We start from the raw sequence: 25,984 nt of genomic DNA on the forward strand, positions 1-25,984 counted from the left end.
ACTCGCGGACTTTCTGAAGCCGCCAAAGTACGGGTGATATTTGTGAGCCAGACTACGCCTGCCGTGCGCACCTTCCAAGATTTGATCCTCGCCCTGCAACAGTACTGGGCTGAGCAGGGCTGCGTGGTGATGCAGCCCTACGACATGGAAATGGGTGCGGGCACCTTCCACACCGCCACCTTCCTGCGCGCCATTGGCCCCGAGACCTGGAACGCCGCCTACGTGCAGCCTTCACGGCGTCCGGCCGATGGTCGCTACGGCGAAAACCCCAATCGCCTGCAGCATTACTACCAGTTTCAAGTGGTGTTGAAGCCGAACCCGGAGAACTTCCAGGAGCTGTACTTAGGCTCGCTGAAAGCCATCGGCATCGACCCGCTGGTGCACGACATTCGTTTCGTCGAAGACAACTGGGAATCGCCAACCCTTGGCGCCTGGGGTCTGGGCTGGGAAATCTGGCTGAACGGCATGGAAGTCACCCAGTTCACCTACTTCCAGCAAGTCGGCGGCATCGAGTGCTACCCGGTGACCGGCGAGATCACCTACGGCCTGGAACGCCTGGCCATGTACATCCAGGGTGTCGATTCGGTGTACGACCTGGTGTGGACCGACGGCCAGTTCGGCAAAGTGACCTACGGCGACGTGTTCCATCAAAACGAAGTGGAGCAATCGACCTACAACTTCGAACACGCCAACGTCGAAAAACTCTTCGAGCTGTTCGATTTCTATGAGTCGGAAGCCAACCGCCTGATCGAGCTGGAGCTGCCGCTGCCAACCTACGAAATGGTGCTCAAGGCCTCGCACACCTTCAACCTGCTGGATGCACGCCGGGCGATCTCGGTGACTGCGCGTCAGCAGTACATCCTGCGTGTGCGCGCCTTGGCCCGCGCCGTGGCGCAGAGCTACCTGCAAGCGCGGCGCAAGCTGGGCTTCCCGCTCGCCGCCCCTGACCTGCGTGATGAAGTGTTAGCCAAGCTGGAGGCAGCAGAATGAGTACCCGTGATTTCCTGGTAGAACTGGGCACCGAAGAGCTGCCGCCAAAAGCCCTGAAAACCCTCGGTGAGGCCTTTTTGGCCGGCATCGAAAAAGGCCTGAAAACCTCCGGCCTGCCTTACCGCGCCAGCCGCTATTACGCCGCGCCGCGCCGCCTGGCGGTGTTGATCGAACAGCTTGAAGAACAACAAGCCGACCGCATCCAGAACCTCGACGGCCCGCCCGTGCAGGCAGCATTCGACAAGGACGGCAACCCGACTCAAGCCGCGCTTGGCTTTGCCAAGAAGTGCGGGGTTGAGCTGAGCCAAATCGACCAGAGCGGGCCTAAGCTGAAATTCAGCCAGAGCATCCCGGGCCAGGCCGCTGCCGGCCTGTTGCCAGGCATCGTCGAAACCTCACTGAACGAACTGCCGATTCCTAAGCGCATGCGCTGGGGCGCGCGCAAGACAGAATTCGTCCGTCCAAGCCAGTGGCTGGTGATGTTGTTCGGTGACGAAGTGATCGACTGCGAAATCCTCGCCCAGCAGTCCGGCCGGGTGTCCCGTGGACACCGTTTCCACGCCAACCACGAAGTGCGCATCAGCGCCCCAGCCAACTACGCCGAAGACCTGCGTGGCGCTTACGTGATCGCCGATTTCGCCGAGCGTCGCGCGCAGATCGCCGCCCGCATCGAGCAACTGGCTGCCGAGCAACAGGGCACCGCGATTGTGCCGCCCGCGCTGCTCGACGAAGTCAGCGCTCTGGTCGAATGGCCGGTGCCGCTGGTGTGCTCGTTCGAGGAGCGCTTCCTTGAGGTGCCGCAAGAAGCCCTGATCATCACCATGCAGGACAACCAGAAGTACTTCTGCCTGCTGGATGCCAACGGCAAGTTGCTGCCGCGCTTTATCACCGTGGCCAACATCGAAAGCAAAGACCCGGTGCAGATCATTTCCGGTAACGAGAAGGTGGTGCGCCCACGCCTGACCGACGCCGAGTTCTTCTTCAAGCAGGACAAGAAGCAGAAACTCGAAAGCTTCAACCAGCGCCTGGCCAACGTGGTGTTCCAGGCCCAGCTCGGCTCGGTGTTCGACAAGGCGCAGCGGGTTTCCGCCCTGGCTGGTTTTATTGCCCAGCGCATTGGCGGCGACGCCAGCCGTGCAGCCCGCGCCGGCATCCTCTGCAAGTGCGACCTGGCCAGCGAGATGGTCGGCGAATTCCCGGAAATGCAGGGCATCGCCGGTTACTACTACGCCAAGCATGACGGCGAAGCCGACGACGTCGCCCTGGCACTGAACGAGCAGTACATGCCGCGCGGTGCCGGTGCCGAACTGCCGAGCACCCTCACCGGTGCCGCCGTGGCCCTGGCCGACAAGCTGGATACCCTGGTGGGGATTTTCGGCATCGGCATGCTGCCCACCGGCAGCAAGGACCCCTACGCCCTGCGCCGTGCCGCCCTCGGCGTGCTGCGCATCCTGATCGACAAGCAGCTGGATCTCGATCTGACTGAAACCGTCGCGTTTGCCATTAACCAGTTCGGCGACAAGGTCAAAGCTGAAGGCCTGGCCCCTCAGGTGCTGGACTTTATCTTCGACCGTCTGCGCGCGCGTTATGAAGACGAAGGCGTCGAAGTGGCCGTGTACCAGGCCGTGCGTGCGGTCAGCCCGACCTCGCCGCTGGACTTCGATCAACGCGTACAGGCCGTGCAAGCCTTCCGTGCGCTGCCGCAAGCCGCCGCACTGGCTGCCGCGAACAAGCGCGTATCCAACCTGCTGAGCAAGGCCGAAGGGCAAGTCGCGGCGAGCGTGCAAGCGCATCACTTCGACAACCCCAGCGAGTTCGCCCTCAACGCCGCCATCCAGCAGGCCGAGCAAGCGGTGCAACCGCTGGCCGCGGCGCGCCAGTACAACCTGGCCCTGAGCCAACTGGCGAATCTGCGCGAACCGGTGGATGCGTTCTTCGAGGCGGTGCTGGTCAACGCCGAAGACCCGGCCGTGCGGGCTAACCGCTACGCACTGCTGGCCAAGCTGCGCGGGCTGTTCCTCGGTGTCGCCGATATCTCGGTGCTGGGCTAACAGAACCTAGGATGGGTCGGGCCGCGCAGGTGGAGCGCAGCGTAACCCATCACCCTGGATACGATGGGTTACGCCGCCTTGCGGCTAACCCTTCCTACGGAGCCTCAAGCTGCTGCCATGAAACTGCTGATTCTCGACCGCGACGGCGTGATCAATTACGACTCCGACGCCTATATCAAAAGCCTCGACGAATGGATTCCCTTACCCGGTGCCATTGCGGCGATCGCGCGCCTGTCACAAGCCGGCTGGACCGTCGCCGTGGCCACCAATCAGTCCGGGGTGGCCCGCGGTTATTACGACCTGGCCACGCTGCAAGCCATGCACACTCGCTTGCGCGAATTAGTCGCCGAGCAAGGCGGCGAGCTGGGCTTGATCGTGCACTGCATTCACGGCCCGGATGAAGGTTGTGCCTGCCGTAAGCCCAAGCCGGGTATGCTCGAACAGATTGCCGCGCATTATGGCGTCGCACTCAAGGGCGTCTGGTTTGTCGGCGACAGCAGCGGTGACCTGAAGGCCGCGCAAGCCGTCGACTGTCTGCCTGTTTTAGTAAAAACCGGCAAGGGTGAACGCACCCTGGCGCAAGGATTGCCAGCGGGCACCCTGGTATTCGATGACCTGGCGGCGGTTGCCGATCAGCTTCTCCACCTATAGAGCAGGCCATGCCTGCGACGGTAAAAGCTCTTATGTCGACAGTGCAGACCCTCAGAATTTTCCTTTTCTACCTACTGCTCGCCTCCAGTTCGCTGCTCTGGTGCACGCTCAGCTTCTTTATTGCACCCTTCCTGCCATTTCGCGCCCGCTATCGCTTTGTTAACCAAAACTGGTGCCGCTGCGCCGTGTGGCTGGCCAAAGTGGTCATCGGCATGCGTTATCAAGTCAAAGGTCTGGAAAACATCCCAGAACGGCCTTGTGTGATTCTTGCCAACCACCAGAGCACTTGGGAAACCTTCTTCCTCTCTGCGTTGTTTGAACCGCTCAGCCAGGTGATTAAGCGCGAACTGCTGTATGTGCCGTTCTTCGGCTGGGCGATGGCCATGCTCAAGCCCATCGCCATCGACCGCAGCAACCCTAAAGCGGCGCTCAAGCAATTGGCCAAGCTGGGCCATGAGCGCCTGGAGCAGGGTGCCTGGGTACTGATCTTCCCCGAGGGCACACGCATGCCGCCGGGCCAAATCGGCAAGTTCAGCCGTGGCGGCGCATCCCTCGCGGTGAATGCCAACCTGCCGGTGCTGCCGATTGCGCACAACGCCGGTGAGTTCTGGCCGAAGCAAGGCTGGGGCAAGACCGCGGGCACCATCCAAGTGGTAATCGGCCCGCTGATGTACGCCGAAGGCACAGGCCCACGCGCCATCGCCGAACTCAACGACCGTGCCTTTGCCTGGGTCAGCCAGGCGCAAGGCGAGATCAGCTCACTGGACGCACAGCGCCAGCCGCTGGAAAACCAAGCGTCAGCCTGAGCATTCTGCAGCTAGGCATCTGGCGAGGCATCGTGCGGCATCGACTCCATCAGCACGGAGCCAACCGTAAGCGGTGCCTGCATTTGAAAGCTGGCGCTCTCACCGGACGCCGCCGGGTAGGGATCGCTGATGCGCTTGTACAACGCATGCACGGCCATCAGCCCAACCATCACCATCAGGCTGTAGAAAAAGCTCGCCGGGCCCCAGCGCTGCATGGTCAGTGACACCAGAAACGGGCCAATGCTGGCGCCAATGCCGCCAACCAGCAGCAAGGTACTGCTGGCCCCCGTGGCCTGATCGGCCTCCAGTTGGTCGTTGCTCAGCGCCAGGTAGAGCGCCAGCAGCGGGAAGCAGCTCGCACCGAACAGCAGGGCCAGCAGCAGGTGGCTGTTATTGCTGGTAAAGCCCAGCAGCGCACTGGCCAAGGCGAACAGCAGCGCCGCGCCAGCTGAAGCGGCGATCACCGTACGCCGGTCGATGCTGTCCGAGAGTTTGCCCAGCGGCCATTGCAGCAACATGCCACCGAGCACCAGCACCGCCATAAACAGCGACACCTCACTGACCTGCATGCCCAGCCGACTGGCATACACCGCGCCCATGCCGAGCACCATGGCGTAGCAAGCGTTGATCAGAAACGAGCCGACCAGGCCGGTCGGCGCCACACGATAAAGACTGGCGATACTCACCGGGCGAGCACTCTCGAAGGCCGGCATCGGCGTGGCGCTGAGCAGGATAGGGATGGCTGCCAGGCTGATCAAAATCGAGATCAAGGTAAACAGCTCGAAACCCGCCGGGTCAGACAGGTTAAGCAGAAACTGCCCGGCGGCAAGGCCGGCGAGCATGGTGATCATGTACAGCGACAGCAGCTGACCACGGCTGCGGTTATCCGCCGCCTGGTTCAGCCAGCTTTCGGCGACCACGTAGATGGCCGACACGGAAAACCCGGTGAGCAGGCGCATAAAGCCCCACACCCAGGGGTCGACCAGCACCGAGTGGACCAAGATGGTCATCGAGGCCAGTGCGGTTAATGCGGCGAAGGCGCGCACATGGCCGACTCGCTGAATGATCGCCGGGGCGCGCAACGAGCCAAGCAGAAAACCCAGGTAGTAGGCGGACATCAGCAGGCCGGTGGCGCGGGTATCAAAGCCCTCCAGCTCGGCCCGCACCCCCAACAGCGTGCCTTGCGCACCGATGCACAAGCCGATGACGCCGAGGCCGAAAAACAATGGCCACACGGTACGAACAGTCTGCCGGAGCATGCACACCCCCTGAAACAGGTCGAGCCTGAGCAATGCGCCCAGGCTCGGGATGAGAAATAAGCGAACGGCTGCGCGGGAAAACCGCTGCAGCCGTTCGGGTCGATCGGGTGTAACGGACGGGCCAAAGGCCCGCCCGCTGGCGCAGCGTGATCAGCTCGGCAGGAACTCCTTGGCCCAGCCCAGGCTGGCGATGTTGCGTTCGATCATCGACTCGACCTCGGCTGCGCTGTAACCCATCTCCGCCAGTACTTCTCGGGTGGAATGGCCCCAGCGCTCCGGCAGGCTGACCGCCTTGATGCTGGCCTCACTCGGGCGGATCGCCAGATGATCGATCTGGGTCAGGCAATGGCCGCTCGGGTGCTCGGGGTGGACCGAGAAGGCGAAGCTACCGAGGTCGATGCCGACGGTGCCATCGCCTTCACGGCTGTACAGCTCGCGCAGGGTTTCGATCGACAGCGGTTCTGCCGCGGCGATGTCGGCAGCCTGCAGCTGTTCAGCCCAGTAGGCCGCCGGTGCGGCTTGCAGAGCGGCTTTGAGGAACGCGCCCACATCGGCGGCGGCGCTGATCCCCGCGAGGCCTTCGACCCGCTCCAGCTGCGGCAACTCGGCCGCCTTGGAATCCAGGTAGAGCCAGCCATCGGCGGTTTTGTAGAAGTGCGACAGGGCATTGTGGCCCAGCACTTCGCGGCCCGACGGCTCGTTGAACGGCGCGCGGCCGGCGTAATCGAAGGCGAACGACAGCTGCGCCAGGTTAGTGATCGCTGACAACGAGGTGCGCGAGCGGGTCGGCTGGCCGGTCTTCAGCTTGTGGTAGATCGACACCGCCATGCCCAGACCAGCGGCGAAGCCACAGTTAACGTCCAGGGTGCCGAGGTGCGCGTGCTCCTCTGGCGTCTCCGGGCCACCGAAGCGGCTCATGATGCCGCTGTGCGCCTGAATGATGTCGTCGTAACCAATGTAGTTACTCTTCGGGCCAGGCAGCGGGCCGCCGAGGCAGTCGAGACGGCAGAACAGCACGCCCGGATTGACCGCCTGCAGGCTGTCGTTATCCAGGCCCAAGGCTTTGAGCTGACGCTCGGGGGCGTTGATCACCACCATGTCGACCGAGCGCACCAGGCGGTTGAACACCTCGCGGCCTTCCTCGCTCATGATGTCGACCAGCGCGCTGCGTTTACCCATACCGGTCTGGAAGGTAAACAGGGTGCCGATCAGCGGGTCGTACATCGGTTTAACGGTGTCGAGCTTGATCACCTCGGCGCCGAAGCGGGCGAGGAACGCGGTGGAGTGCGGGCCGGCGATCACGTTAGTCAAATCGAGGATCCGGAAGCCGTCGAGCCAACCGGCGTCGTTGACCAGCTGCACCGCCTCACCCACCGGATAAGTCGGCGGATGCGCGGCGGCCACTTCACGCAGCTCGGCCAGCGCCTCAGCAAAGCTGACAGTCTTGCGCGGGCGTGGGGTGACCATCTGCCCGGCGAATTCCTCCAGCCAGGCGAACGGCCCCGGCTGTTTCATCAGGCCGTATTGCGGGTCGTTAACCTCGACGATCAGGCCGGCGGTGTTGGTGTGCACATGGTTGACCCACTCCTGCGTGGTGCGGTGCGGTGCGCCGGGAATCTGCCCTTCGCCGAAGATAGTGCCCCACTCTTCGGAGGTCTTGGTGAGAAAGGCCTGCTTCATCTTCGCCGAGATATGGTCGGCCCATTTCTTCGGCAGCGGGTAAACGCCGATCGAGGTTTCGCCGTCCCACTCGCTGAGGGGCGCGTGCAGATCGTTGACTTCCGGCAGGCCATCGGCGACCAGTTCGTCGTACACACCCAAGACCTGCAGTGCACGCTTGGCGTGGTTGCGGTGCGACGGGCAGACGCAATAGAACATGCGCCCGTCGGCACACTTGTAGGTGCGGTAGAAAGGATCGAGGTATTCCTGCAGGTCCTCGTAGCTCAGATCCATGACGATGTTGTTGGCCTTGCGGTGCTCAATTTCCAGCTCGCGCATGGTCTTGTAGCGCTCGGGCAAGCCTTCGATGACATAGGAGTTGTACGACAGGCCTTCCATCAAGGCGGAAATCACCGGCACTTCGATGCCATCACCACGGCCGGTGCGCTCGCGGGCCTGCAGGGCCAGGGCGACGGAGGCAGCAGCCAGGGTGGTGGCATAGGCCGAACCCAGCGGCAGCGGCGAGAAGCTCGGGTTGAGGCCCAGCAGCACGCGGTTGAAGCCCATGTCGGTGAAGGCACCGGCGGTGGCAGCGACCACCGCTTCGGTGGCTTTCCAGTCGCGGCGCAGTTCGTCGTTGCTGGCAAAGCCGGGCACCGACAGGGTAATCAGTTCCGGGCGGGCTTCACGCAGTGCGTTGAAGTCGATGCCGAGCTTCTGCATGACGCCGGGGCGGAAGCTTTCAATGACGATGTCAGCCTGCTCGATCAGCGCCAAGGCTTGCGCCAGGCCTTCGGCTGATTTCAGGTCCAGACGCAGACAGCTCTTGTTGCGGTTAAGCACGGCATTGGCCGGATGGTCCCACTGCGGGCCCTGCGGCGGATCGATATGCACCACGCTGGCGCCTAGGTCGGCGAGGGTCATGGCCACGGCCGGGGCGGCGATCTGCTGACCGAAGTCGACAACGCGAACACCGGTCAAAGGCAATTGATTGTTGTTGTTCATTTCACTGATCCCTCTAAAAGCGCGCCAGGCGGCAATCAAATAGCCAGACTGGACATAGTGTTGAGTGTTCAGCGCGCCGTTATCACGGTGCCGAGTTATACCTGCCGAAGAGCAAACCGCTGACAGACACGCATAAAGCAAACTTTTAAATGGGTTATTAACCAGATCCAGATTCAAGCTTGTATTTGGCGTGGCGCGTATGAGTTGTGGTCTTGTTTCGGTAGTGCCGATACTAGGAATGAATAAATTTAGGGGCCAGCAATAAAAAATAACCCTTAGGCCGGGTTTTATTTATGGCTGAACGGGGCCGTGCATTAGCGCTGATGCGCGAGGCCACGAAGGAGGCTGGCTGAGCGCAAGGCAGGCGGGGAGGCGCTGAGCAAAACCGCTGAGCCATAAAAAATAACGGGGCAAAGGTCGCTATTTTTTTGCTTCTCATCGTTTTTTATCTTCATAACAATAGGATTCGTCTCGCTATCAGACCCTTTACGGTTTGCACGGTACGAGAAGCGCCCCTCAGCCAGGCGACACAGGGTCTGAGGGCTAGTGCAGGTGTACGCAGGAGCATGGCAGGCAGGAGCGAGCAGGTTCTCACATGGGCCGCGTGATCGACGCGGCTTCGAGAGTTAACCAACAGCTAAGAGGTAGACAATGAAAATAAATATAAGAAAGACGCACATGCAGAGGGCCGGACAATGACAAGCCAAGCAAATAAATGGCCCGCGTCCGGGCTCTTTACCGGGGCACACCCGGTCATGTCGATTGGTGCCGCCTTATTGGTAATGGCCTTCGTGCTGTTTACCGTCATTGACCCGGAATATGCCGATGGGGTGTACGGTGCAGCCAAGAGTTTTATTTCAACCAACTTGGCCTGGTATTACATCGGCTTGATGAGTTTATATCTGTTTCTGGCTATTTGGCTGAGCTTCAGCCGTTATGGAAATATTCGCCTGGGCAAGGACAGCGACCGGCCAGAGTTCAGTAACTTCTCCTGGTTTTCGATGTTGTTCGGTGCTGGTATCGGCATTGGCATCCTGTTCTGGAGCATCGCCGAACCTATCTATCACTTCCAGGGCACGCCGCTAATCGGCGAGGCGCAGAAGATGACCGCCGAGGCCGCACAGGTGGCCATGCGGGTCTCGATCTTCCACTGGGGGTTGCATGGCTGGGGCCTGTTCGCAGTGTTCGGCCTGATCCTGGCCTACTTCGCCTATCGCAAAGGCTTGCCGCTGTCGATTCGTTCCAGCCTCTACCCACTACTCGGCGAGCGCATCTACGGGCCACTGGGGCATGCCGCCGACCTGCTCGCCGTCTTCGGCACGGTGTTTGGTATCGCCACCTCGCTGGGGCTGGGCGCACAGCAGATGAACGCCGGGCTGAATTACCTGTTGGGCTTTGAAGTGTCGGTTGCTCACCAGATCCTGCTGATCGCGGTGATTTCGGTGATCGCCACCGCGTCGGTGCTCAGCGGCGTAAACAAGGGCATCCGCATGCTCAGCGAGCTGAACATGCACCTGACCATCCTGATCTTGGCGCTGTTCGTAATCTTCGGCCCAACGGCCTACCTGCTCGGTGCTTTTGTCACCAACACCGGTGATTATCTGGCGCACGCGGTGCAACTGGGCCTGTGGATAGATCCGGATCCAAAAGGCCAATGGCAGGGCTGGTGGACGATTTTCTACTGGGGCTGGTGGATCGCGTGGGCACCCTTTGTCGGCATGTTTATCGCGCGTATTTCCAAGGGCCGCACGCTGCGTGAATTCGTTCTCGGTGTGCTGATCGCGCCAACTGTTCTGGCCACTTTCTGGATCACTATCTTCGGTAACAGTGCAATTTTTATCGAGCTGTTCGGCGGCGGTGGCGTAGTGGCAGCGGTCAATGACGACGTGACCATGGCGCTGTTCAAGACCATTGAGCTGATGGGCCTGGGTCAGTGGTTGACCGTCCTTATGTCGGCGATCTGCACCCTGATGCTGGTGACCTACTTCGTCACGTCGGCTGACTCGGCAACCCTGGTGATCTGCACCCTGATCTGCATGGGCGACGAGCACCCACCGGCGCGCTACCGGATCTTCTGGGGCCTGGCGATTGGTGCAGTGGCGGCGGTGTTGCTGCTTGCCGGTGGCCTGAAAGCCTTGCAAACGGCCTCGATTGTGGCAGCGCTACCGTTCTCCTTCGTCGCCATCCTGGCCACCTATGGTTTCTTCAAGTCGCTGCGCCAGGATGTTGCTCTGTGCGATCTGGCAGCCCGTCGTGAGCTTAGCGAAAGCCAACAGCCAGCGGCGAGCATCAAGCCTGTGGTCGCCACCTCTGGCACGGCATAAGTGGTAGCACCCTGCGGGCTTGGGCCTGCGGGTTTTTCAAACGATAAATACGGCAGGGGACGAGCATGCACTGCGCGCGCCACTGCCAGTTACCCGGAATTAGCGGAGTTGCCATGTCTACTCAAGTAATCCTTCCACGCATCATGCAGATTGGCGAGCACGCCAGTCAGGACATTCCGGTCGTCATGACCAACCTGGGCTGCACCCGGCCGCTGATCATCACCGACAAGATGATGGTCAAGCTGGGTTATGCCGCGGCTATCCAGGCGCGCCTGGCGGCTCACGACATCCAGGCGGAAGTGTTCGACGAGACCGTGCCAGAGCCGACCGTGGCCTCGATCCAGGCCGGCGTGGCCAAGGCCCGTAGCGGCGATTACGACTGCATCATCGCCCTCGGTGGCGGCAGCCCGATCGATAGCGCCAAGGCCATCGCCATCCTCGCCAAGCACGGCGGCGAAATGCGCGACTACAAGTTCCCGCGCATCGTCGTCGAGTCCGGCTTGCCGATCATTGCTGTGCCGACCACGGCTGGCACCGGCTCGGAGGTCACTCGGGTGACCATCATCGCCGACGAGCAAACCGATGAGAAAATGCTCTGCGTGGGCATCGGCTTTATGCCGGTGGCGGCGCTGATCGACTTCAGCCTGACCCTCAGCCTGCCGCCGCGGATCACCGCCGACACCGGCATCGATGCCCTGACCCACGCGATGGAGGCCTACGTCAGCAAGAAGGCCAGCCTGTACAGCGATTGCCAGGCCCTGCAGGCCATGCGCCTGATCGCGCCCAACCTGCGCCGCGCCTACCACGATGGCGCAGACAAGACCGCCCGCGAAGCGATGATGCTCGGTTCAACCCTGGCCGGGGTGGCGTTTTCCAACGCATCGGTGGCACTGGTCCACGGCATGAGCCGGCCGATTGGTGCGCACTTCCATGTGCCCCACGGCCTGTCCAACGCCATGCTGCTGCCCAGCGTCACCGCGTTTTCCATCCCTGCCGCCGCCGAGCGCTACGCCGACTGCGCCCGCGCCATGGGCGTAGCGACTGCCGCCGACAGCAATGAGGTGGCCAACGCCAAGCTGCTCGCCGAACTGCACGCACTTAACGATGAACTGCAGGTGCCCAGCCCCGCGCAGTTTGGTATCGAGCGTGAGCAGTTCTTCGCCCAACTGCCAGTTATGGCCGAGCAGGCGCTGGCCTCCGGCTCGCCGAACAACAACCCACGCGTGCCAAGCGCAGACGAGATCATCGAGATCTACAAGCAGCTCTGGTAAGCCATTTTTTAGTCATGCCCGGCGCTCAACCGCCAGCCCCTATCTTGAGGAACACCCGCGATGAACACAGTAGGACATTTGATCAACGGCCAGATCGTCAACGACGCCGCACGCCTGCAGGACGTCTACAACCCCTCCACTGGCGCAGTCAGCAAGCAAGTCGCGCTGGCCTCCAAGGCCACCGTCGAGCAGGCCATCAGCGCCGCCGCAGCGGCCTTCCCGGCATGGCGCAACACCCCGCCAATCAAGCGTGCGCGGGTGATGTTCCGCTTCAAGGAGCTGCTTGAGCAGCACGCCGAGCGCATTGCGCAGATGATTGGTGAAGAGCACGGCAAGATTTCCCACGACGCCCTCGGCGAGCTGCAGCGCGGCATCGAGAACGTCGAATACGCCTGTGGTGCACCTGAATTGCTCAAGGGTGAGCACAGCAAGAACGTCGGCCCGAACATCGATTCCTGGAGTGAGTTCCAGCCACTGGGCGTGGTTGCCGGCATCACCCCGTTCAACTTCCCGGCGATGGTGCCGCTGTGGATGTTCCCCATGGCCATCGTCTGCGGTAACTGCTTTATCCTCAAGCCGTCCGAGCGTGATCCAAGCTCCACCCTGTTTATCGCCCAGCTGCTGCAGGAAGCCGGTTTGCCGGACGGCGTGATGAATGTGGTCAACGGCGACAAGGAAGCGGTCGACGTGCTGCTCAGCGACGAACGCATCCAGGCCGTCAGCTTCGTTGGCTCGACGCCGATCGCCGAGTACATCTACAAGACCGCCAATGCCAACGGCAAGCGCTGCCAGGCACTCGGCGGGGCGAAGAACCACGCCATCATCATGCCCGATGCGGACATGGACAACGCGGTTAACCAGCTGCTCGGTGCGGCCTTCGGTTCCTCTGGCGAGCGCTGCATGGCGCTGTCGGTGGCCGTCGCGGTGGGCGATGCCGCCGCTGATGCACTGATCGAAAAAATGCAGGCGGCGATGCAGTCGTTGAAGGTCGGTGCTTATTCCGAGCAGAGCAACGACTTCGGCCCGGTGATCACCAAAGCCCACCAGCAGAAAGTGGTCGGCTACATCAACAGCGCCGAAGAGCAGGGCGCCACGATCGTCGTCGATGGTCGCAACCCACAGGTAGCCGGGTATGAGCAGGGCTTCTTCGTCGGTGGCACGCTGATCGACAACGTGCACCCGGAGATGCTCAGCTACCAGGAAGAAATCTTCGGCCCGGTGCTGCAAGTGATCCGCGTTGGCAGCATGCAGGAGGCGATGGACCTGATCGATGCCCACGAGTACGGCAACGGCACCTGCATCTTTACCCGTGACGGCGAGGCGGCGCGCTACTTCTCCGACAACATCAAGGTCGGCATGGTCGGCATCAACGTGCCGCTGCCGGTGCCGGTGGCGTACCACAGCTTCGGCGGCTGGAAGCGCTCGCTGTTCGGCGACCTGCACGCTTACGGCCCGGACGCCGTGCGCTTCTATACCAAGCGCAAGACCATTACTCAGCGCTGGCCGTCGGCGGGGGTGCGCGAAGGTGTGTCCTTCTCGATGCCGACCATGAAGTAACTGGTATGCCGTGCTGACGGAAACACCGCCGGCAAGCACAGGCCACGTCCCCAATCGGGACGTGGCCTTTTTGCGTTGCCGTGCGCTCTGCAGACCAAGCATAAGACGCTACGTGGAGAAGACCGATGAGTGAAAAAGGCTCCTCAATTACCCGGGTACTGGAGATCATCGAAGCGGTGGCGCGCGCGCAGCGGCCGATGTCGCCCGCTGATCTGGCCGACCAGCTGGGTATTCCCAAACCGAGCATTCACCGCCTGCTGGCCCAGCTCGAAGGCGACGGTTACCTGCAAAGCAATATGCGTGGGCTGCTGGTGCCCGGTGATCGCCTGCATGAGGTTGCCCTCGGCGTGCTTTACAGTGGCCGCTTCAAAGCCCCGCGCCAGGCCATTCTCAAGCGCCTCACGGCGATCATTGGTGAGACCTGCGGGATTGCCATTCCCAACGGCACCGAGATGATCTACTACGACCGTGTGCAAACCGAGCGGCCGCTGCAGGTTTACCTGCCAGTGGGCAGTCATACGCCGGCCTGGTGTACCTCCAGCGGCAAGCTCTACCTCAGCTCGCTGTCGCGTGAGCGGCGTCTACGCATCATCAACAACCTGCCGTTAAATCAATATGCGCGTAACACCCTGACCGACCCGGCTGAACTGGAGGCTGCACTGCTGAAAATCAGGGCGGACGATATCGGCACGGACAATGAAGAATTCGTCGACGGCCTGGTAGCCTGTGCCGTACCGGTCAAGGATCGCCACGGCAGGCTCTTCGCCTGCCTGTTCGCGCATGCGCCGCTGATCCGCAAGAGCCTGGACGAGCTGCTCAGCTACGCGCCATTGTTACGCGAAGCGGCGACCGAACTCGGCCAGCTGATCGATCAGCCCGACGATGACTCAATTAAGGTGTAAGCACTTTCATGAAGAAAAGACTCCCGCCGTTGAACTGGTTGCGCGCATTCGAGGCCTCTGCACGGCACCTCAACTTCACCCAGGCGGCGGCTGAACTGAGTCTGACCCAGGCGGCGATCAGCCAGCAGGTCAAAGGGCTGGAATCACAACTCGGAACCAACCTGTTCAAACGCCTGCCGCGCGGGCTGGAATTGACCGAGGCCGGCCAAGCCTACATGCCGGTCATCCATGACTCGATCGAACGCTTAGCCGCCGCCACCGACGAACTGTTCGGCCAAGGTCGCAAGCGACCGATCACCGTGCGCGCCAACCTGGTGTTCTTCACCACCTGGTTAGCCCCCAGGCTTGGGCGCTTTCGCGCCGCACACCCGGAGGTTGGCCTGCATTTCACCAGTAATATCTGGCTGGATGAACGCAACAAAGAAGCCAACATGGAAATCCGCTACGGCAAGGGCAACTGGGCCGGACTGCGCTCAGTGCAACTGACCCATGATGAATTATTCCCCGTTTGCAGCCCCCGACTGCTGAGCGGCGAGTTGCCGCCAGCCAGCCCGGGCGAACTGAGTGCCGACAGCATGCTGCATGTAATCGGCTACGAAGAAGGCTGGGGCTACTGGCTGAACAAAACCGGCTTCCAACACGTCGACGCGTCCCAGGGAATGCAGTTCGACACCCTGATAACCGCACTGGAGATGGCGGTTCGTGGCCACGGCATGGCCTTGGGGCGTACGTCACTGGTGGCAGAAATGTTAGCTGATGGACGTTTGATAGCGCCTTTCGCACAACGCGTCCCAGCCTCGGAGGCGTTCCACTTGAGCTGCCCGAGCCATATGCAGTTGTCGCCGCATGGCGAGACGTTCTGGGCGTGGTTAGTCGAGGAGTCGGCGCAGTCTAGGCTCGATGATTCGAAATAAGTGCAGCTACTGGCATGTTAACAAGCGCGCTTGCGCCCACTCGCCAGCATTACCTCCCGAGCCTGATCCCCACAGGTAACAAACAGCGATTGATTCCGCGCCCTTCAGGTAACGCCAGCGGGTAGCACAGGAACAATCCCGAGCGCTTGTTGACCTCAACGTGCCACTTATTATTCTCAACATGTTGATTTATATAGCAATTTAATAAATGGCACAGGCTTTGCTTTATAGTAAGTACAAGAATAATAAAATCAGCTACACCGCGACTCGACTCTGACATAACAAAAACAACAGGCCAGATCGGTAGCGAACAGATTTTTTTGGAGAAAGCGGGCTTTTCCAGGCCTCGAGCCTGGCAACCAGATAAAACAATAAAACTACCTTAAGGTAGCTGGACTGGTTGGATCACCTCGTGACAAAGGCAATGCTAGCGTCCAAAAAAATACGTTTTCTCTTGGCCTCTTAGGGGTCAGAAAAAGCTCGCGCAACACAGTCGGTCATCAAAAATAACAACAGACCGCCCCAACAATAAAAATATGAAGCGATAAATTTGAGGGGAGCCAAGGCTCCCCTCAGTGCTTTCTGCTATCCGCTCTTTGAGCAACAGTGGGCTGCGTTGCTACTTAGAGCCCCCTCTAGGTTGATCGCCAGGGATTGCAAGGTGGATGCCATCCGTTACATCTCTAACTTCCTGTAGGCGGGCGATACAGCTGTGATTGCCTTCCTATATGGATCAATGGTTTGGGGTATAAATCGACCCGGTTATTGGCAGGCTTGAGCCATAAAAAGTGTCATTTTCTGGCGATATGATCACCATAAATGTCATTGCCCGCATCGCGATCCCCTTCATAGTCGATCACATCGGCCTACCCATCAGAAGTGATTGGCCATGGCTGATGCTGTTTAGATTGGCGTAAATAGCGATGCGTCTATTAGCCCTGAAAGGCTCCCAGATTTAGCACCTCCCAAAGCGCGCTTTATCGGCTTTTCTCTGTAGCTTCACTGCATAACCGCAGCCATGGATGCGCCACAGCCATCGCCAATACCTTGAACCACAAATAAAAACCCCGGCGCTAGGCCGGGGTAGTGACAGAAACTGTCATGACAGTAACTCGTACAATCATGACAATTAACCTGCCCGTCGACAAAAAGTCAGAAGTCCAGGTTGGATACAGCCAGTGCGTTGGTCTCGATAAAGTCCCTACGTGGCTCTACGGCATCGCCCATTAGGGTGTTGAAGATCTGATCGGCAGCAATCGCGTCTTCGATACGCACCTGGAGCATGCGGCGCACATCCGGGTCCATGGTGGTTTCCCAGAGTTGGTTCGGGTTCATTTCGCCCAGCCCCTTATAGCGCTGAATGCTGTGGCGCTTGGTGCTTTCGGCCATCAGCCACGCCAGCGCTTCCTTGAAGGTGGTGACCGCCTTCTTGCGCTCGCCACGCTGCACATACGCACCGTCTTCCAGCAAGCTATTGAGCTGGTCGCCCAGGGTGGTAACGGTCTTGTAATCGTTACTGGCGAAGAAGTCGCGGTTGAAGATGATGTAGCTGGAAACCCCGTGCGACACCAGTTCAACCTGTGGCAGCCATACGTGGCGCTCTGGATCTTCGTGCAGGCTGGTTTTGTAGACCAAGCCCGACTTTTCCATGACTTTCAGGCGCGTGTCTAGCAGGCTGAGCCAATGCTGCATGGCCGATTTATCTGCCAGTTGCTCGGCTTCAACACGCGGCAGGTAAACGAAGTGCTCGGTGAGCTCCAACGGGTACAGACGCGACAACCTATTGAGGGTCTTCATCACCAGGCGGTAATCGTTGACCAAGGTTTCCAGCGCACTGCCTGATAGGCCTGGTGCGCTTTCGTTGACGTGAAGGCTGGCATCTTCAAGGGCCGACTGGGTCATGTATTCTTCCATGGCTTCGTCGTCTTTGATGTACTGCTCTTGCTTGCCCTTCTTGACCTTGTACAGCGGCGGCTGAGCGATATAGATGTAACCACGCTCGACCAGCTCTGGCAGCTGACGGAAGAAGAAGGTCAGCAGCAGGGTACGGATGTGCGAACCGTCGACGTCGGCGTCGGTCATGATGATGATGTTGTGGTAACGCAGCTTGTCGATGTTGTATTCATCGCGGCCGATACCACAGCCCAAGGCAGTGATCAGAGTGCCGACTTCCTGGGAGGAAATCATCTTGTCGAAACGGGCTTTCTCGACGTTGAGGATCTTACCCTTGAGCGGCAGGATGGCCTGAGTCTTGCGGTTACGGCCCTGCTTGGCAGAACCGCCCGCGGAGTCCCCTTCCACGATGTAGAGTTCGGAGAGGGCAGGGTCTTTCTCCTGGCAGTCAGCCAGTTTGCCCGGCAGACCGGCGATATCCAGTGCACCTTTACGGCGGGTCATTTCACGGGCTTTACGTGCGGCTTCACGAGCGCGTGCAGCGTCGATCATCTTACCGACCACAAGCTTGGCTTCGTTGGGATTTTCCAGCAGGAAGTCAGAGAAGTACTTGCCCATTTCCTGCTCGACTGCAGTTTTCACTTCGCTGGATACCAGCTTGTCTTTGGTCTGCGAGCTGAACTTAGGGTCTGGAACCTTAACCGAAATAATTGCGGTCAGGCCTTCACGGGCGTCATCGCCGGTGGTGGCAATCTTGTGCTTCTTGGCCAGGCCTTCCTGCTCGATATAAGCATTCAGGTTACGCGTCAGCGCCGAGCGGAAGCCCGCCAGGTGGGTGCCACCGTCACGCTGGGGAATGTTGTTGGTGAAGCACAACAGGTTCTCGTTAAAGCTGTCGTTCCACTGCAGTGCGACTTCTACGCCAATGCCGTCTTCACGCTGCATGGTGAAGTGGAACACCTGGTTGACCGCTGTCTTGTTGTGGTTGAGGTATTCAACGAAGGCGCGCAGACCGCCTTCATACTTGAACAACTCTTCCTTACCGCTGCGTTCATCTTTAAGGAAGATGCCCACACCGGAGTTTAGAAACGACAATTCGCGAAGGCGCTTGGCCAAGATATCCCAGCTGAAATGGATATTGGCAAAGGTATCTTCGGACGGTTTGAAGTGAATTTGCGTACCGGTGGTGTCGCTATCACCCACTGGTGCAATGGGGGCCTGTGGTACGCCGTGAACGTACGTTTGCTCCCAGACTTTGCCAGCGCGGCGAATAGTCATGACCAGTTCTCTGGACAGCGCATTCACTACGGAAACACCTACACCGTGAAGACCGCCGGAAACCTTATAGCTGTTATCGTCGAACTTACCGCCCGCATGCAATACGGTCATGATTACTTCGGCAGCTGAAACGCCCTCATCCTTGTGGATATCCACTGGGATGCCACGGCCGTTGTCGCGCACAGTGATCGACTCATCCGGGTGGATGGTGATGGTGATTTCACTGCAATGCCCAGCCAACGCCTCGTCAATCGAGTTGTCGACCACCTCGAACACCATGTGGTGCAGACCGCTGCCATCGTCGGTATCGCCGATGTACATACCAGGTCGCTTGCGTACGGCATCCAAGCCCTTGAGGACCTTAATGTTATTGGAGTCGTACGTTTGGTTTTCGCTCATGCCTTCACTCCCGGTGGTCGTGGGTCTGGGTAATGCCACCATGTTCCACGTGGAACATGGCAACTGGCGTATCCGTGCGCCAGCCTTCCCTCAACAATTCATGGTCTACACAGGTGATAAACACCTGGCAGTGCAAGTCTTCTAACAATCGGCACAACGCACGGCGGTGCTGCTCATCCAGTTCTGACGGCAAGTCATCCACTAGATAGATGCATTGGCCGTGCTTGGCCTGATTGACTAAATGGCCCTGAGCAATGCGCAGGGCACATACAACTAATTTTTGCTGGCCGCGCGAGAGTATCTCGGCGGCATTATGCGCACCCAGACGCAACCTTAAGTCGGCGCGCTGAGGTCCTGCCTGGGTGTGCCCCAATTGCTGATCGCGGGGAAGGGTAGAGGCCAACACTGTGTTGAGCTCACGGTCTTTATCCCATCCGCGGTAGTAACTGAGAGTTAAACCTTCCAGCTCAACCAACTCATTCAGGGTACGCTCGAAAACCGGTTTCAGGGCCTGAATATAGGCACGCCGATAGCCGTCTATTTCGTCGCTGGCCAGGCATAATTCTCGGTCCCAGGCCGCCTGTGAAACGGCGTCAAGTGTACCATGCCGCAGCCATGAGTTTCGCTGACGCAGGGCCTTCTGCAGGCGCTGCCAAGCAGGCAGAAATCGAGGTTCCACGTGGAACACCCCCCAGTCGAGAAACTGTCTCCTGATCTTCGGCGCACCTTCGAGTAAACGAAAACTGTCCGGGTTGATCAGCTGCAAGGGCAGGGTCTCGGCCAACTGCGCTGCGCTGCGTGCATTTTGCCCATCAATACGAATCTGAAACTCGCCCTGGCGGTTCCGCGAAATACCTAGATTACTCTGCCGGCCATCAGACATCTGAACCTGGCCATAGATGGTGCAGGCAAGCTGATCGTATTGAATAACCGGGAGCAAACGAGTGCTGCGAAATGAGCGGGCCAAACCCAGCAAATGAATAGCTTCAAGTACGCTGGTTTTACCGCTGCCATTGTCGCCGGAGAGGATATTGATACGTGGGGAGGGAGAGAGGGTCACCGGGTGCAGATTACGCACCGCAGTGACAGTAAAGCGAGTCAGGGACATTTAGATAACAGACCGTTGCGAACGTAGCGAGCGATGGTCAGGCAGGCAGTGTGTGTTGAGCAGCTTGGAGTGTGCGAGCAGTACATAAGCATTACTCGCATCACCCACCCATCGGTTCGCGCTAACACATTGAGGCAAGCGACTTGCCGAAATATCCCGCAACACGGCATAGCCGAGCATAATCGTTATTCAACGGTCTGGGGGTCACAGACGCATTGGCATGACCACATAAGACGAATCGTCGTTATCAGCTTCCTGCACCAGAGCACTGCTATTGGCATCGGAAAGAATCAAACGCACTTGGTCGGTGGTCATCACGCTCAGGACATCGAGCAAGTAACTGACGTTGAAACCGATTTCCAGCGCACTGCCGCTGTAGTCAACGGCTATCTCTTCTTCGGCTTCTTCCTGCTCAGGGTTATTGGCTTGAATTTTCAGCAAGCCGGACTCCAGTTGCAGGCGAATACCACGGTATTTTTCGTTGGACAAAATCGCGGTGCGGCTAAACGCTTCACGCAGGCCCTGACGATCAGCCACCACCAGTTTGTCACCACCGCGTGGCAACACACGCTCGTAATCAGGGAACTTGCCGTCGACCAGTTTCGAGGTGAAGGTGAATTCACCCGTGGTAGCACGGATATGGTGCTGACCGAGAACGATGCTCACGTTGCCATCCTGCTCGGTGAGCAGGCGGGCCATCTCGAGAATACCTTTACGCGGCACGATGACCTGATGGCGTTCGACCTGCTCGATAGCTGCGTCCATCGAGCACATGGCCAGACGGTGACCATCAGTAGCGACCGCACGGAGAATGCCTGTCTGCACCTCCAACAGCATGCCGTTGAGGTAATAGCGCACGTCCTGTTGGGCCATGGCAAAGCTGGTGCGCTCGATCAAACGACGCAATTTACTTTGTACCAGGCTGAACGTCAGCGAGCCTGGGCCTTCTTCAACAGTAGGGAAATCATTGGCGGGCAGGGTGGACAGGCTGAAGCGGCTGCGACCCGCCTTGATCAGGAGCTTCTGCTCATCGATGCGAATATCGATCAACGCGTCGCTCGGCAGGCTCTTGCAAATGTCCATCAGCTTGCGCGCCGGTACGGTGATTTCACCGGACTCAGCAGGCTCTTCCAGAGCCACACGTCCGACCAGCTCGACCTCTAGGTCGGTACCAGTCAATGACAGCTGCTGGCCTTCAACCACCAGCAGAACGTTCGAGAGAACCGGCAAGGTCTGACGGCGTTCCACGACGCCGGCGACCAGTTGCAGAGGTTTCAACAAGGCTTCGCGTTGAATGGTGAAATGCATGGTCTAGTCCCTTGCCTAGTGGAGTTGCGTAGTTAGGTAGTCAGCGTACGCAGTAGATTCTTATAGTCCTCGCGGATATCCGCGTCGGATTCCTTAAGTTCAGCAATCTTACGGCATGCATGCAATACCGTCGTGTGATCACGGCCGCCAAAGGCATCACCAATTTCCGGCAAGCTGTGGTTGGTCAGCTCTTTCGACAGGGCCATGGCGACCTGTCGTGGCCGAGCAACCGAGCGCGAACGACGCTTGGACAGCAGATCGGAAATCTTGATTTTGTAGTACTCAGCCACCGTACGCTGAATATTATCGATGCTGACCAGCTTGTCTTGCAGCGCAAGCAGGTCCTTGAGCGATTCACGGATCAGCTCGATGGTAATATCACGGCCCATGAAGTGCGAGTGGGCAATCACCCGCTTCAATGCACCTTCCAGCTCGCGAACGTTGGAGCGAATGCGTTGCGCGATAAAGAAGGCCGCGTCATGCGGCAGGTCGACTTTGGCCTGATCAGCCTTTTTCATCAGAATGGCGACGCGGGTTTCCAGCTCAGGCGGCTCGACGGCCACCGTAAGGCCCCAGCCGAAGCGCGATTTGAGACGCTCTTCCAACCCTTCGATTTCTTTCGGGTAACGATCGCTGGTGAGAATCACCTGCTGGCCACCTTCAAGCAAGGCGTTGAAGGTATGAAAGAACTCTTCCTGGGAACGCTCTTTTTTGGCAAAGAATTGAATATCATCGATCAGCAGAGCATCTACCGAACGGTAGAAACGCTTGAATTCATTGATCGCATTCAACTGCAACGCCTTGACCATGTCCGCCACGAAACGCTCGGAATGCAGGTACACCACCTTGGCATTCGGATTCTTCGCCAGCAGATGGTTACCCACAGCATGCATCAGGTGGGTCTTACCCAAGCCTACGCCACCATAAAGGAACAACGGGTTGTAGCCATGCTTGGGATTGTCGGCAACCTGCCAGGCTGCTGCACGTGCCAGCTGGTTGGATTTACCTTCAACAAAGTTATCAAAGGTAAAGGTGCGATTCAGATAGCTGGTGTGCTTCAACCCACCTTCAACTTGCACCGTACGCTCGGTACGCGCAGGAGCCTGCTGACTGGCAGCACCGGCCATAGGATCAAAGCTGGCGCGCGAAGGTTCGGTCGGCGCAGCGGCCACTGGTGTTGTTGCCGCCGACTTTACTGCAGGCGCAGGTGTATTCGGCGCAACTGGCGGCGTACTGACCACAGCCGCACGGGGAGTCGAACTGCGCTTGCTGCCTATTAATAAGGAAAGCGCGGGGGCCATACCGTCGGTCCGCTCATCGAGCAACTCAAGCAAGCGGCCAAGGTATTTCTCATTGACCCAGTCAAGAACAAAACGATTGGGCGCATAGACGCGAAGCTCGTCGCTTTCAGCCTCGACCTGCAGTGGACGGATCCAGGTGTTGAATTGCTGAGCAGGCAGCTCATCGCGCAGAAGCTCGACGCACTGCTGCCAAAGTTCCACAGACACGGACATCCCCTAAATCGAAAGGCGCGAGGCAAAAAACACAGCCGTCATTGTAGCCGTCGAGGCAAGAGTTATCCACATGTAACCGTGCTGATGTACAAGGAAAATCAACCTGTTAACTGCGCTAGAAGCGAGTGAGCAGATTCACATAAGCACTGTGGATAACCCTGCACAAGCTCGTGGGATAACCCAGGGGTAAACCCAGTGGACAACCCCTCTGTGGGTAAAATGGCATTCCATCCCCAGCTTGTACGCGGCTTCCACACAGTTGCAGCACGCCTTTTCGACAGACTTACCCTTGGCTGAACCCCCCGAATTGTTTGTGCTTCAGGCACTTATGCACAGATCAATGGCTGGCTAATAGTTACTAACACTACAAAAGATCTTTAAATATTCTCTTCTTTATATTTCTTTATGCAGGAAAGCCTGGTTTGAAATTGACCTAACCCTCGGGTTTCTCTAGAATTGCCGGTCTCTTAAAACGGGGGCCATTCCGGCCCGTAGACGACCACCAGGTACCGCATCATGAAACGTACTTTCCAACCCAGCACTATCAAACGCGCTCGCACCCATGGTTTCCGCGCTCGCATGGCAACCAAGAGCGGCCGTGCTGTTCTGCAGCGTCGCCGCGCCAAGGGCCGTAAGCGTCTCGCCGTCTAAATTTCGGTATTGTGGTGAGTCGAGACTTCAGTCGGGAAAAGCGTCTGCTAACCCCCCGACAATTCAAGGCAGTCTTCGACTCCCCTAACGGCAAAGCTCCGGGCAAAAATGTCCTACTGCTTGCGCGCAACAATGAGCTTGATCATCCCCGCTTGGGGTTGGTGATCGGCAAGAAGAGCGTCAAGCTCTCGGTTGAGCGCAATCGCCTGAAACGCCAGATCCGCGAATCGTTCCGTCTGAACCAAGAGAGTTTGGTCGGATGGGACATCGTGGTGGTTGCGCGAAAAGGCCTTGGTGATCTGGAGAATGCTGAACTGGCACGTCAGTTTGGCAAACTCTGGAAACGCCTCGAACGCAGTAAGCCCAGCCCGCAAGCCGCTGTAACACCCGGGGGGAACGACAGTCCCCATGCGTAAACTGGTTTTGCTTCCTATCCAGTTTTACCGCTATGCCATCAGCCCCTTGATGGCCAGCCGCTGTCGTTTCTACCCAAGTTGTTCTTGCTACGCGCTTGAAGCCATTGAACACCATGGCGTCATGCGCGGTGGCTGGCTGACTCTGCGTCGGTTGGGCCATTGTCACCCGTGGAATCCCGGTGGCTACGACCCGGTTCCCCCCGCGAAAACCTCCCGTTCCTCTTCGATGGCCGAATAATCATGGATATTCAACGCTCGATCCTGATCGTCGCCCTGGCAATCGTGTCCTATATGATGGTTCTCCAGTGGAACCAGGATTACGGTCAAACTGCCCTGCCGACTGAAATTGCCGCGACTAGCAGCACAGTACCTGGCTTGCCAGACACAACCGCTGCAACTTCAAACTCAGTGGGTGGCGACGATATTCCGAGCGCTTCGACTGCCGTTGAGTCCAGCGCAATCAGTGCTGTTGCCACTGTAGCCAGTGATGAACTGATTCGGGTCAAGACCGATGTACTGGATCTGGCCATCGACCCACGCGGTGGTGATGTGGTGCAACTGCGTCTGCCGCAGTATCCACGCCGTCAGGATCGTCCGGATGTACCTTTCCAGCTGTTCGACAACGGCGGCGAGCGGACTTACCTGGCACAGAGTGGTTTGATCGGCAGCAATGCGCCGGACAAATCCAGCGGTCGTGCCCTGTGGAACAGCGCGCAAAAAAACTATGAGCTGGCCGATGGCCAGGATCAACTGCAAGTTGATCTTACCCTCAGCGAAGGCGGTGTTAATTACATCAAGCGCTTCACCTTCAAACGTGGTTTGAACGCTGAATGTTCGGCCAAAGAGCAGCTGCTGAAGAAGCCAGGTTGTGTGGATCCGTCCTCCTATCAGGTGACGGTCAGCTACCTGATCGACAACCAGAGTGCTCAGGCCTGGAGCGGCAACATGTTTGCCCAGCTCAAGCGTGATGGTAGCGACGATCCGTCCTCCACCACTGCAACCGGTACCGCAACCTACCTCGGTGGTGCGCTGTGGACAGCCGAAGAGCCGTACAAAAAAGTGTCGATGAAAGACATCGACAAACAAGCCTTCAAAGAAACAGTTCAAGGAGGCTGGGTTGCCTGGCTACAGCATTACTTCGTCACTGCCTGGATTCCAAGCAAAGACAGCACTAACCAGGTACAGACCCGCAAAGACAGCCAAGGCAACTACATTGTCGGCTTTACCGGCCCGGCCATTCAGGTTGCTGCCGGCACTCAGGGTGAAACCAGTGCAATTCTGTATGCCGGCCCGAAGCTACAAGGCCACCTGAAGACCCTGTCTCCAGGTCTTGAGCTGACCGTCGACTACGGCATCCTGTGGTTCCTTGCTCAGCCGATCTTCTGGCTGCTGGAACATATCCACAGCCTACTGGGTAACTGGGGCTGGTCGATCATCGTGCTGACGCTGATCATCAAGCTGATTTTCTTCCCGCTGTCCGCGGCCAGCTACAAGTCGATGGCGCGCATGCGTGCAGTGGCGCCTAAGCTGGCGGCACTAAAAGAGCAGTTTGGCGACGATCGGCAAAAAATGTCCCAGGCCATGATGGAGCTGTACAAAAAGGAGAAGATCAACCCGCTCGGTGGTTGCTTGCCGATTTTGGTACAGATGCCGGTATTCCTTGCGCTCTACTGGACCTTGCTGGAAAGCGTAGAAATGCGCCAGGCTCCTTGGCTGCTGTGGATAACTGACCTGGCGATCAAAGACCCGTACTTCATTCTGCCGATCATCATGGGCGCGACCATGTTTATTCAGCAGCAGCTCAACCCGACGCCGCCGGACCCGATGCAAGCCAAGGTACTGAAGATGATGCCGATCATTTTCACCTTCTTCTTCCTCTGGTTCCCAGCCGGCCTGGTGCTGTACTGGGTGGTCAACAACGTCTTGTCCATTGCTCAGCAGTGGTACATTACGCGCAAAATCGAAGCCGCAGCCAAGGCCGCAGACGCCTAGCAGTGATAGCTTCTAAGCTGTAAACAAACGCCCCTT

The 25,984-nt window shown here is 58.7% G+C and carries 19 protein-coding genes; 13 read left to right on the forward strand and 6 right to left on the reverse strand.

The window, feature by feature from the left end:
• Positions 1-42 precede the first annotated feature (42 nt).
• The 4 genes from glyQ to Q0V31_RS05875 all read left to right on the forward strand — a co-directional run bounded on the left by glyQ (position 43) and on the right by Q0V31_RS05875 (position 4,498).
• The gene (gene glyQ, locus Q0V31_RS05860) at positions 43-990 is read left to right on the forward strand and encodes a glycine--tRNA ligase subunit alpha (RefSeq protein WP_298185550.1); all 948 of its coding nucleotides are present in this window, start codon (positions 43-45) and stop codon (positions 988-990) included.
• The gene (gene glyS, locus Q0V31_RS05865) at positions 987-3,041 is read left to right on the forward strand and encodes a glycine--tRNA ligase subunit beta (RefSeq protein ID WP_298185555.1); all 2,055 of its coding nucleotides are present in this window, start codon (positions 987-989) and stop codon (positions 3,039-3,041) included. The genes glyQ and glyS overlap by 4 nt, the downstream gene beginning before the upstream one ends.
• A 117-nt stretch (positions 3,042-3,158) precedes the next feature.
• Positions 3,159-3,692 (forward strand): D-glycero-beta-D-manno-heptose 1,7-bisphosphate 7-phosphatase, encoded by a 534-nt coding sequence (gene gmhB / locus Q0V31_RS05870; RefSeq protein WP_298185558.1) that lies wholly within the window; start codon positions 3,159-3,161, stop codon positions 3,690-3,692.
• Between the two features lie 32 nt (positions 3,693-3,724).
• Positions 3,725-4,498, forward strand: coding sequence for a lysophospholipid acyltransferase family protein (locus tag Q0V31_RS05875; protein WP_298185560.1), 774 nt, complete (start codon positions 3,725-3,727; stop codon positions 4,496-4,498).
• An 11-nt stretch (positions 4,499-4,509) separates the two neighbouring features.
• On the opposite strand, the gene Q0V31_RS05880 is transcribed toward Q0V31_RS05875, so the two are convergent.
• Both Q0V31_RS05880 and Q0V31_RS05885 read right to left on the reverse strand, forming a co-directional pair.
• A complete protein-coding gene (locus tag Q0V31_RS05880; RefSeq protein WP_298185562.1) occupies positions 4,510-5,757 on the reverse strand; it encodes an MFS transporter in 1,248 nt (415 codons plus the stop codon).
• A 150-nt stretch (positions 5,758-5,907) separates the two neighbouring features.
• Positions 5,908-8,421 carry a CoA transferase gene (locus Q0V31_RS05885; RefSeq protein ID WP_298185564.1) on the reverse strand — a complete coding sequence of 838 codons (2,514 nt, stop codon included), beginning with the start codon at positions 8,419-8,421 and terminating at the stop codon, positions 5,908-5,910.
• 755 nt (positions 8,422-9,176) lie between these two features.
• Between Q0V31_RS05885 and Q0V31_RS05890 the strand changes: the two genes are divergently transcribed.
• From Q0V31_RS05890 to Q0V31_RS05910, 5 genes are all read left to right on the forward strand, one after another.
• Positions 9,177-10,745, forward strand: a complete 1,569-nt coding sequence (locus tag Q0V31_RS05890) for a BCCT family transporter (protein ID WP_298185566.1) — start codon at positions 9,177-9,179, stop codon at positions 10,743-10,745.
• A 113-nt stretch (positions 10,746-10,858) separates the two neighbouring features.
• Positions 10,859-12,016 (forward strand): iron-containing alcohol dehydrogenase, encoded by a 1,158-nt coding sequence (locus tag Q0V31_RS05895; protein WP_298185569.1) that lies wholly within the window; start codon positions 10,859-10,861, stop codon positions 12,014-12,016.
• A gap of 60 nt (positions 12,017-12,076) precedes the next feature.
• Positions 12,077-13,573 carry a CoA-acylating methylmalonate-semialdehyde dehydrogenase gene (locus tag Q0V31_RS05900; RefSeq protein WP_298185571.1) on the forward strand — a complete coding sequence of 499 codons (1,497 nt, stop codon included), beginning with the start codon at positions 12,077-12,079 and terminating at the stop codon, positions 13,571-13,573.
• Positions 13,574-13,698: 125 nt separating this feature from the next.
• Positions 13,699-14,475, forward strand: coding sequence for an IclR family transcriptional regulator (locus Q0V31_RS05905; RefSeq protein WP_298185574.1), 777 nt, complete (start codon positions 13,699-13,701; stop codon positions 14,473-14,475).
• An 8-nt stretch (positions 14,476-14,483) separates the two neighbouring features.
• Positions 14,484-15,389 carry a LysR substrate-binding domain-containing protein gene (locus tag Q0V31_RS05910; protein WP_298185576.1) on the forward strand — a complete coding sequence of 302 codons (906 nt, stop codon included), beginning with the start codon at positions 14,484-14,486 and terminating at the stop codon, positions 15,387-15,389.
• Positions 15,390-16,541: 1,152 nt separating this feature from the next.
• Here the strand turns inward: Q0V31_RS05910 and gyrB are convergent.
• The 4 genes from gyrB to dnaA form a co-directional block, all read right to left on the reverse strand.
• Positions 16,542-18,959: a DNA topoisomerase (ATP-hydrolyzing) subunit B gene (gyrB, locus tag Q0V31_RS05915; protein ID WP_298185578.1), complete on the reverse strand. Its 2,418-nt coding sequence runs from the start codon at positions 18,957-18,959 to the stop codon at positions 16,542-16,544.
• Positions 18,960-18,963: 4 nt separating this feature from the next.
• Positions 18,964-20,067: a DNA replication/repair protein RecF gene (recF, locus tag Q0V31_RS05920; protein ID WP_298185580.1), complete on the reverse strand. Its 1,104-nt coding sequence runs from the start codon at positions 20,065-20,067 to the stop codon at positions 18,964-18,966.
• Between the two features lie 204 nt (positions 20,068-20,271).
• Positions 20,272-21,375: a DNA polymerase III subunit beta gene (gene dnaN / locus Q0V31_RS05925; protein ID WP_298185582.1), complete on the reverse strand. Its 1,104-nt coding sequence runs from the start codon at positions 21,373-21,375 to the stop codon at positions 20,272-20,274.
• Positions 21,376-21,407: 32 nt separating this feature from the next.
• Complete coding sequence (gene dnaA / locus Q0V31_RS05930) at positions 21,408-22,883, reverse strand: chromosomal replication initiator protein DnaA (protein ID WP_298185585.1); 1,476 nt, start codon at positions 22,881-22,883, stop codon at positions 21,408-21,410.
• Positions 22,884-23,405: 522 nt separating this feature from the next.
• On the opposite strand from dnaA, the gene rpmH reads away from it, so the two are divergent.
• Genes rpmH through yidC form a run of 4 tightly spaced genes read left to right on the forward strand, consistent with a single transcriptional unit; the run spans position 23,406 to position 25,948 of the window.
• Positions 23,406-23,540 (forward strand): 50S ribosomal protein L34, encoded by a 135-nt coding sequence (rpmH, locus tag Q0V31_RS05935; protein ID WP_090240950.1) that lies wholly within the window; start codon positions 23,406-23,408, stop codon positions 23,538-23,540.
• Positions 23,541-23,554: 14 nt separating this feature from the next.
• Entirely contained in the window at positions 23,555-23,956 is a 402-nt protein-coding gene (gene rnpA, locus Q0V31_RS05940) for a ribonuclease P protein component (protein ID WP_298185589.1), read from the forward strand.
• A complete protein-coding gene (gene yidD / locus Q0V31_RS05945; RefSeq protein ID WP_298185591.1) occupies positions 23,949-24,194 on the forward strand; it encodes a membrane protein insertion efficiency factor YidD in 246 nt (81 codons plus the stop codon). The genes rnpA and yidD overlap by 8 nt, the downstream gene beginning before the upstream one ends.
• Positions 24,195-24,196: 2 nt before the next feature.
• A complete protein-coding gene (gene yidC / locus Q0V31_RS05950; RefSeq protein ID WP_298185593.1) occupies positions 24,197-25,948 on the forward strand; it encodes a membrane protein insertase YidC in 1,752 nt (583 codons plus the stop codon).
• The last annotated feature ends 36 nt before the right edge of the window (positions 25,949-25,984 follow it).

Source organism: uncultured Pseudomonas sp., from assembly GCF_943846705.1.
GTDB lineage: Bacteria > Pseudomonadota > Gammaproteobacteria > Pseudomonadales > Pseudomonadaceae > Aquipseudomonas.

Excerpts from the sequence above, each read along its gene's own strand:
- glyS (WP_298185555.1), top strand. The coding sequence starts at position 987 with ATGAGTACCCGTGATTTCCTGGTAGAACTGGGCACCGAAGAGCTGCCG.
- gmhB (WP_298185558.1), top strand. The coding sequence starts at position 3,159 with ATGAAACTGCTGATTCTCGACCGCGACGGCGTGATCAATTACGACTCC.
- Q0V31_RS05875 (WP_298185560.1), top strand. The coding sequence starts at position 3,725 with ATGTCGACAGTGCAGACCCTCAGAATTTTCCTTTTCTACCTACTGCTC.
- Q0V31_RS05880 (WP_298185562.1), bottom strand. The coding sequence starts at position 5,757 with ATGCTCCGGCAGACTGTTCGTACCGTGTGGCCATTGTTTTTCGGCCTC.
- Q0V31_RS05885 (WP_298185564.1), bottom strand. The coding sequence starts at position 8,421 with ATGAACAACAACAATCAATTGCCTTTGACCGGTGTTCGCGTTGTCGAC.
- Q0V31_RS05890 (WP_298185566.1), top strand. The coding sequence starts at position 9,177 with ATGTCGATTGGTGCCGCCTTATTGGTAATGGCCTTCGTGCTGTTTACC.
- Q0V31_RS05895 (WP_298185569.1), top strand. The coding sequence starts at position 10,859 with ATGTCTACTCAAGTAATCCTTCCACGCATCATGCAGATTGGCGAGCAC.
- Q0V31_RS05900 (WP_298185571.1), top strand. The coding sequence starts at position 12,077 with ATGAACACAGTAGGACATTTGATCAACGGCCAGATCGTCAACGACGCC.
- Q0V31_RS05905 (WP_298185574.1), top strand. The coding sequence starts at position 13,699 with ATGAGTGAAAAAGGCTCCTCAATTACCCGGGTACTGGAGATCATCGAA.
- Q0V31_RS05910 (WP_298185576.1), top strand. The coding sequence starts at position 14,484 with ATGAAGAAAAGACTCCCGCCGTTGAACTGGTTGCGCGCATTCGAGGCC.
- gyrB (WP_298185578.1), bottom strand. The coding sequence starts at position 18,959 with ATGAGCGAAAACCAAACGTACGACTCCAATAACATTAAGGTCCTCAAG.
- recF (WP_298185580.1), bottom strand. The coding sequence starts at position 20,067 with ATGTCCCTGACTCGCTTTACTGTCACTGCGGTGCGTAATCTGCACCCG.
- dnaN (WP_298185582.1), bottom strand. The coding sequence starts at position 21,375 with ATGCATTTCACCATTCAACGCGAAGCCTTGTTGAAACCTCTGCAACTG.
- rpmH (WP_090240950.1), top strand. The coding sequence starts at position 23,406 with ATGAAACGTACTTTCCAACCCAGCACTATCAAACGCGCTCGCACCCAT.
- yidD (WP_298185591.1), top strand. The coding sequence starts at position 23,949 with ATGCGTAAACTGGTTTTGCTTCCTATCCAGTTTTACCGCTATGCCATC.
- yidC (WP_298185593.1), top strand. The coding sequence starts at position 24,197 with ATGGATATTCAACGCTCGATCCTGATCGTCGCCCTGGCAATCGTGTCC.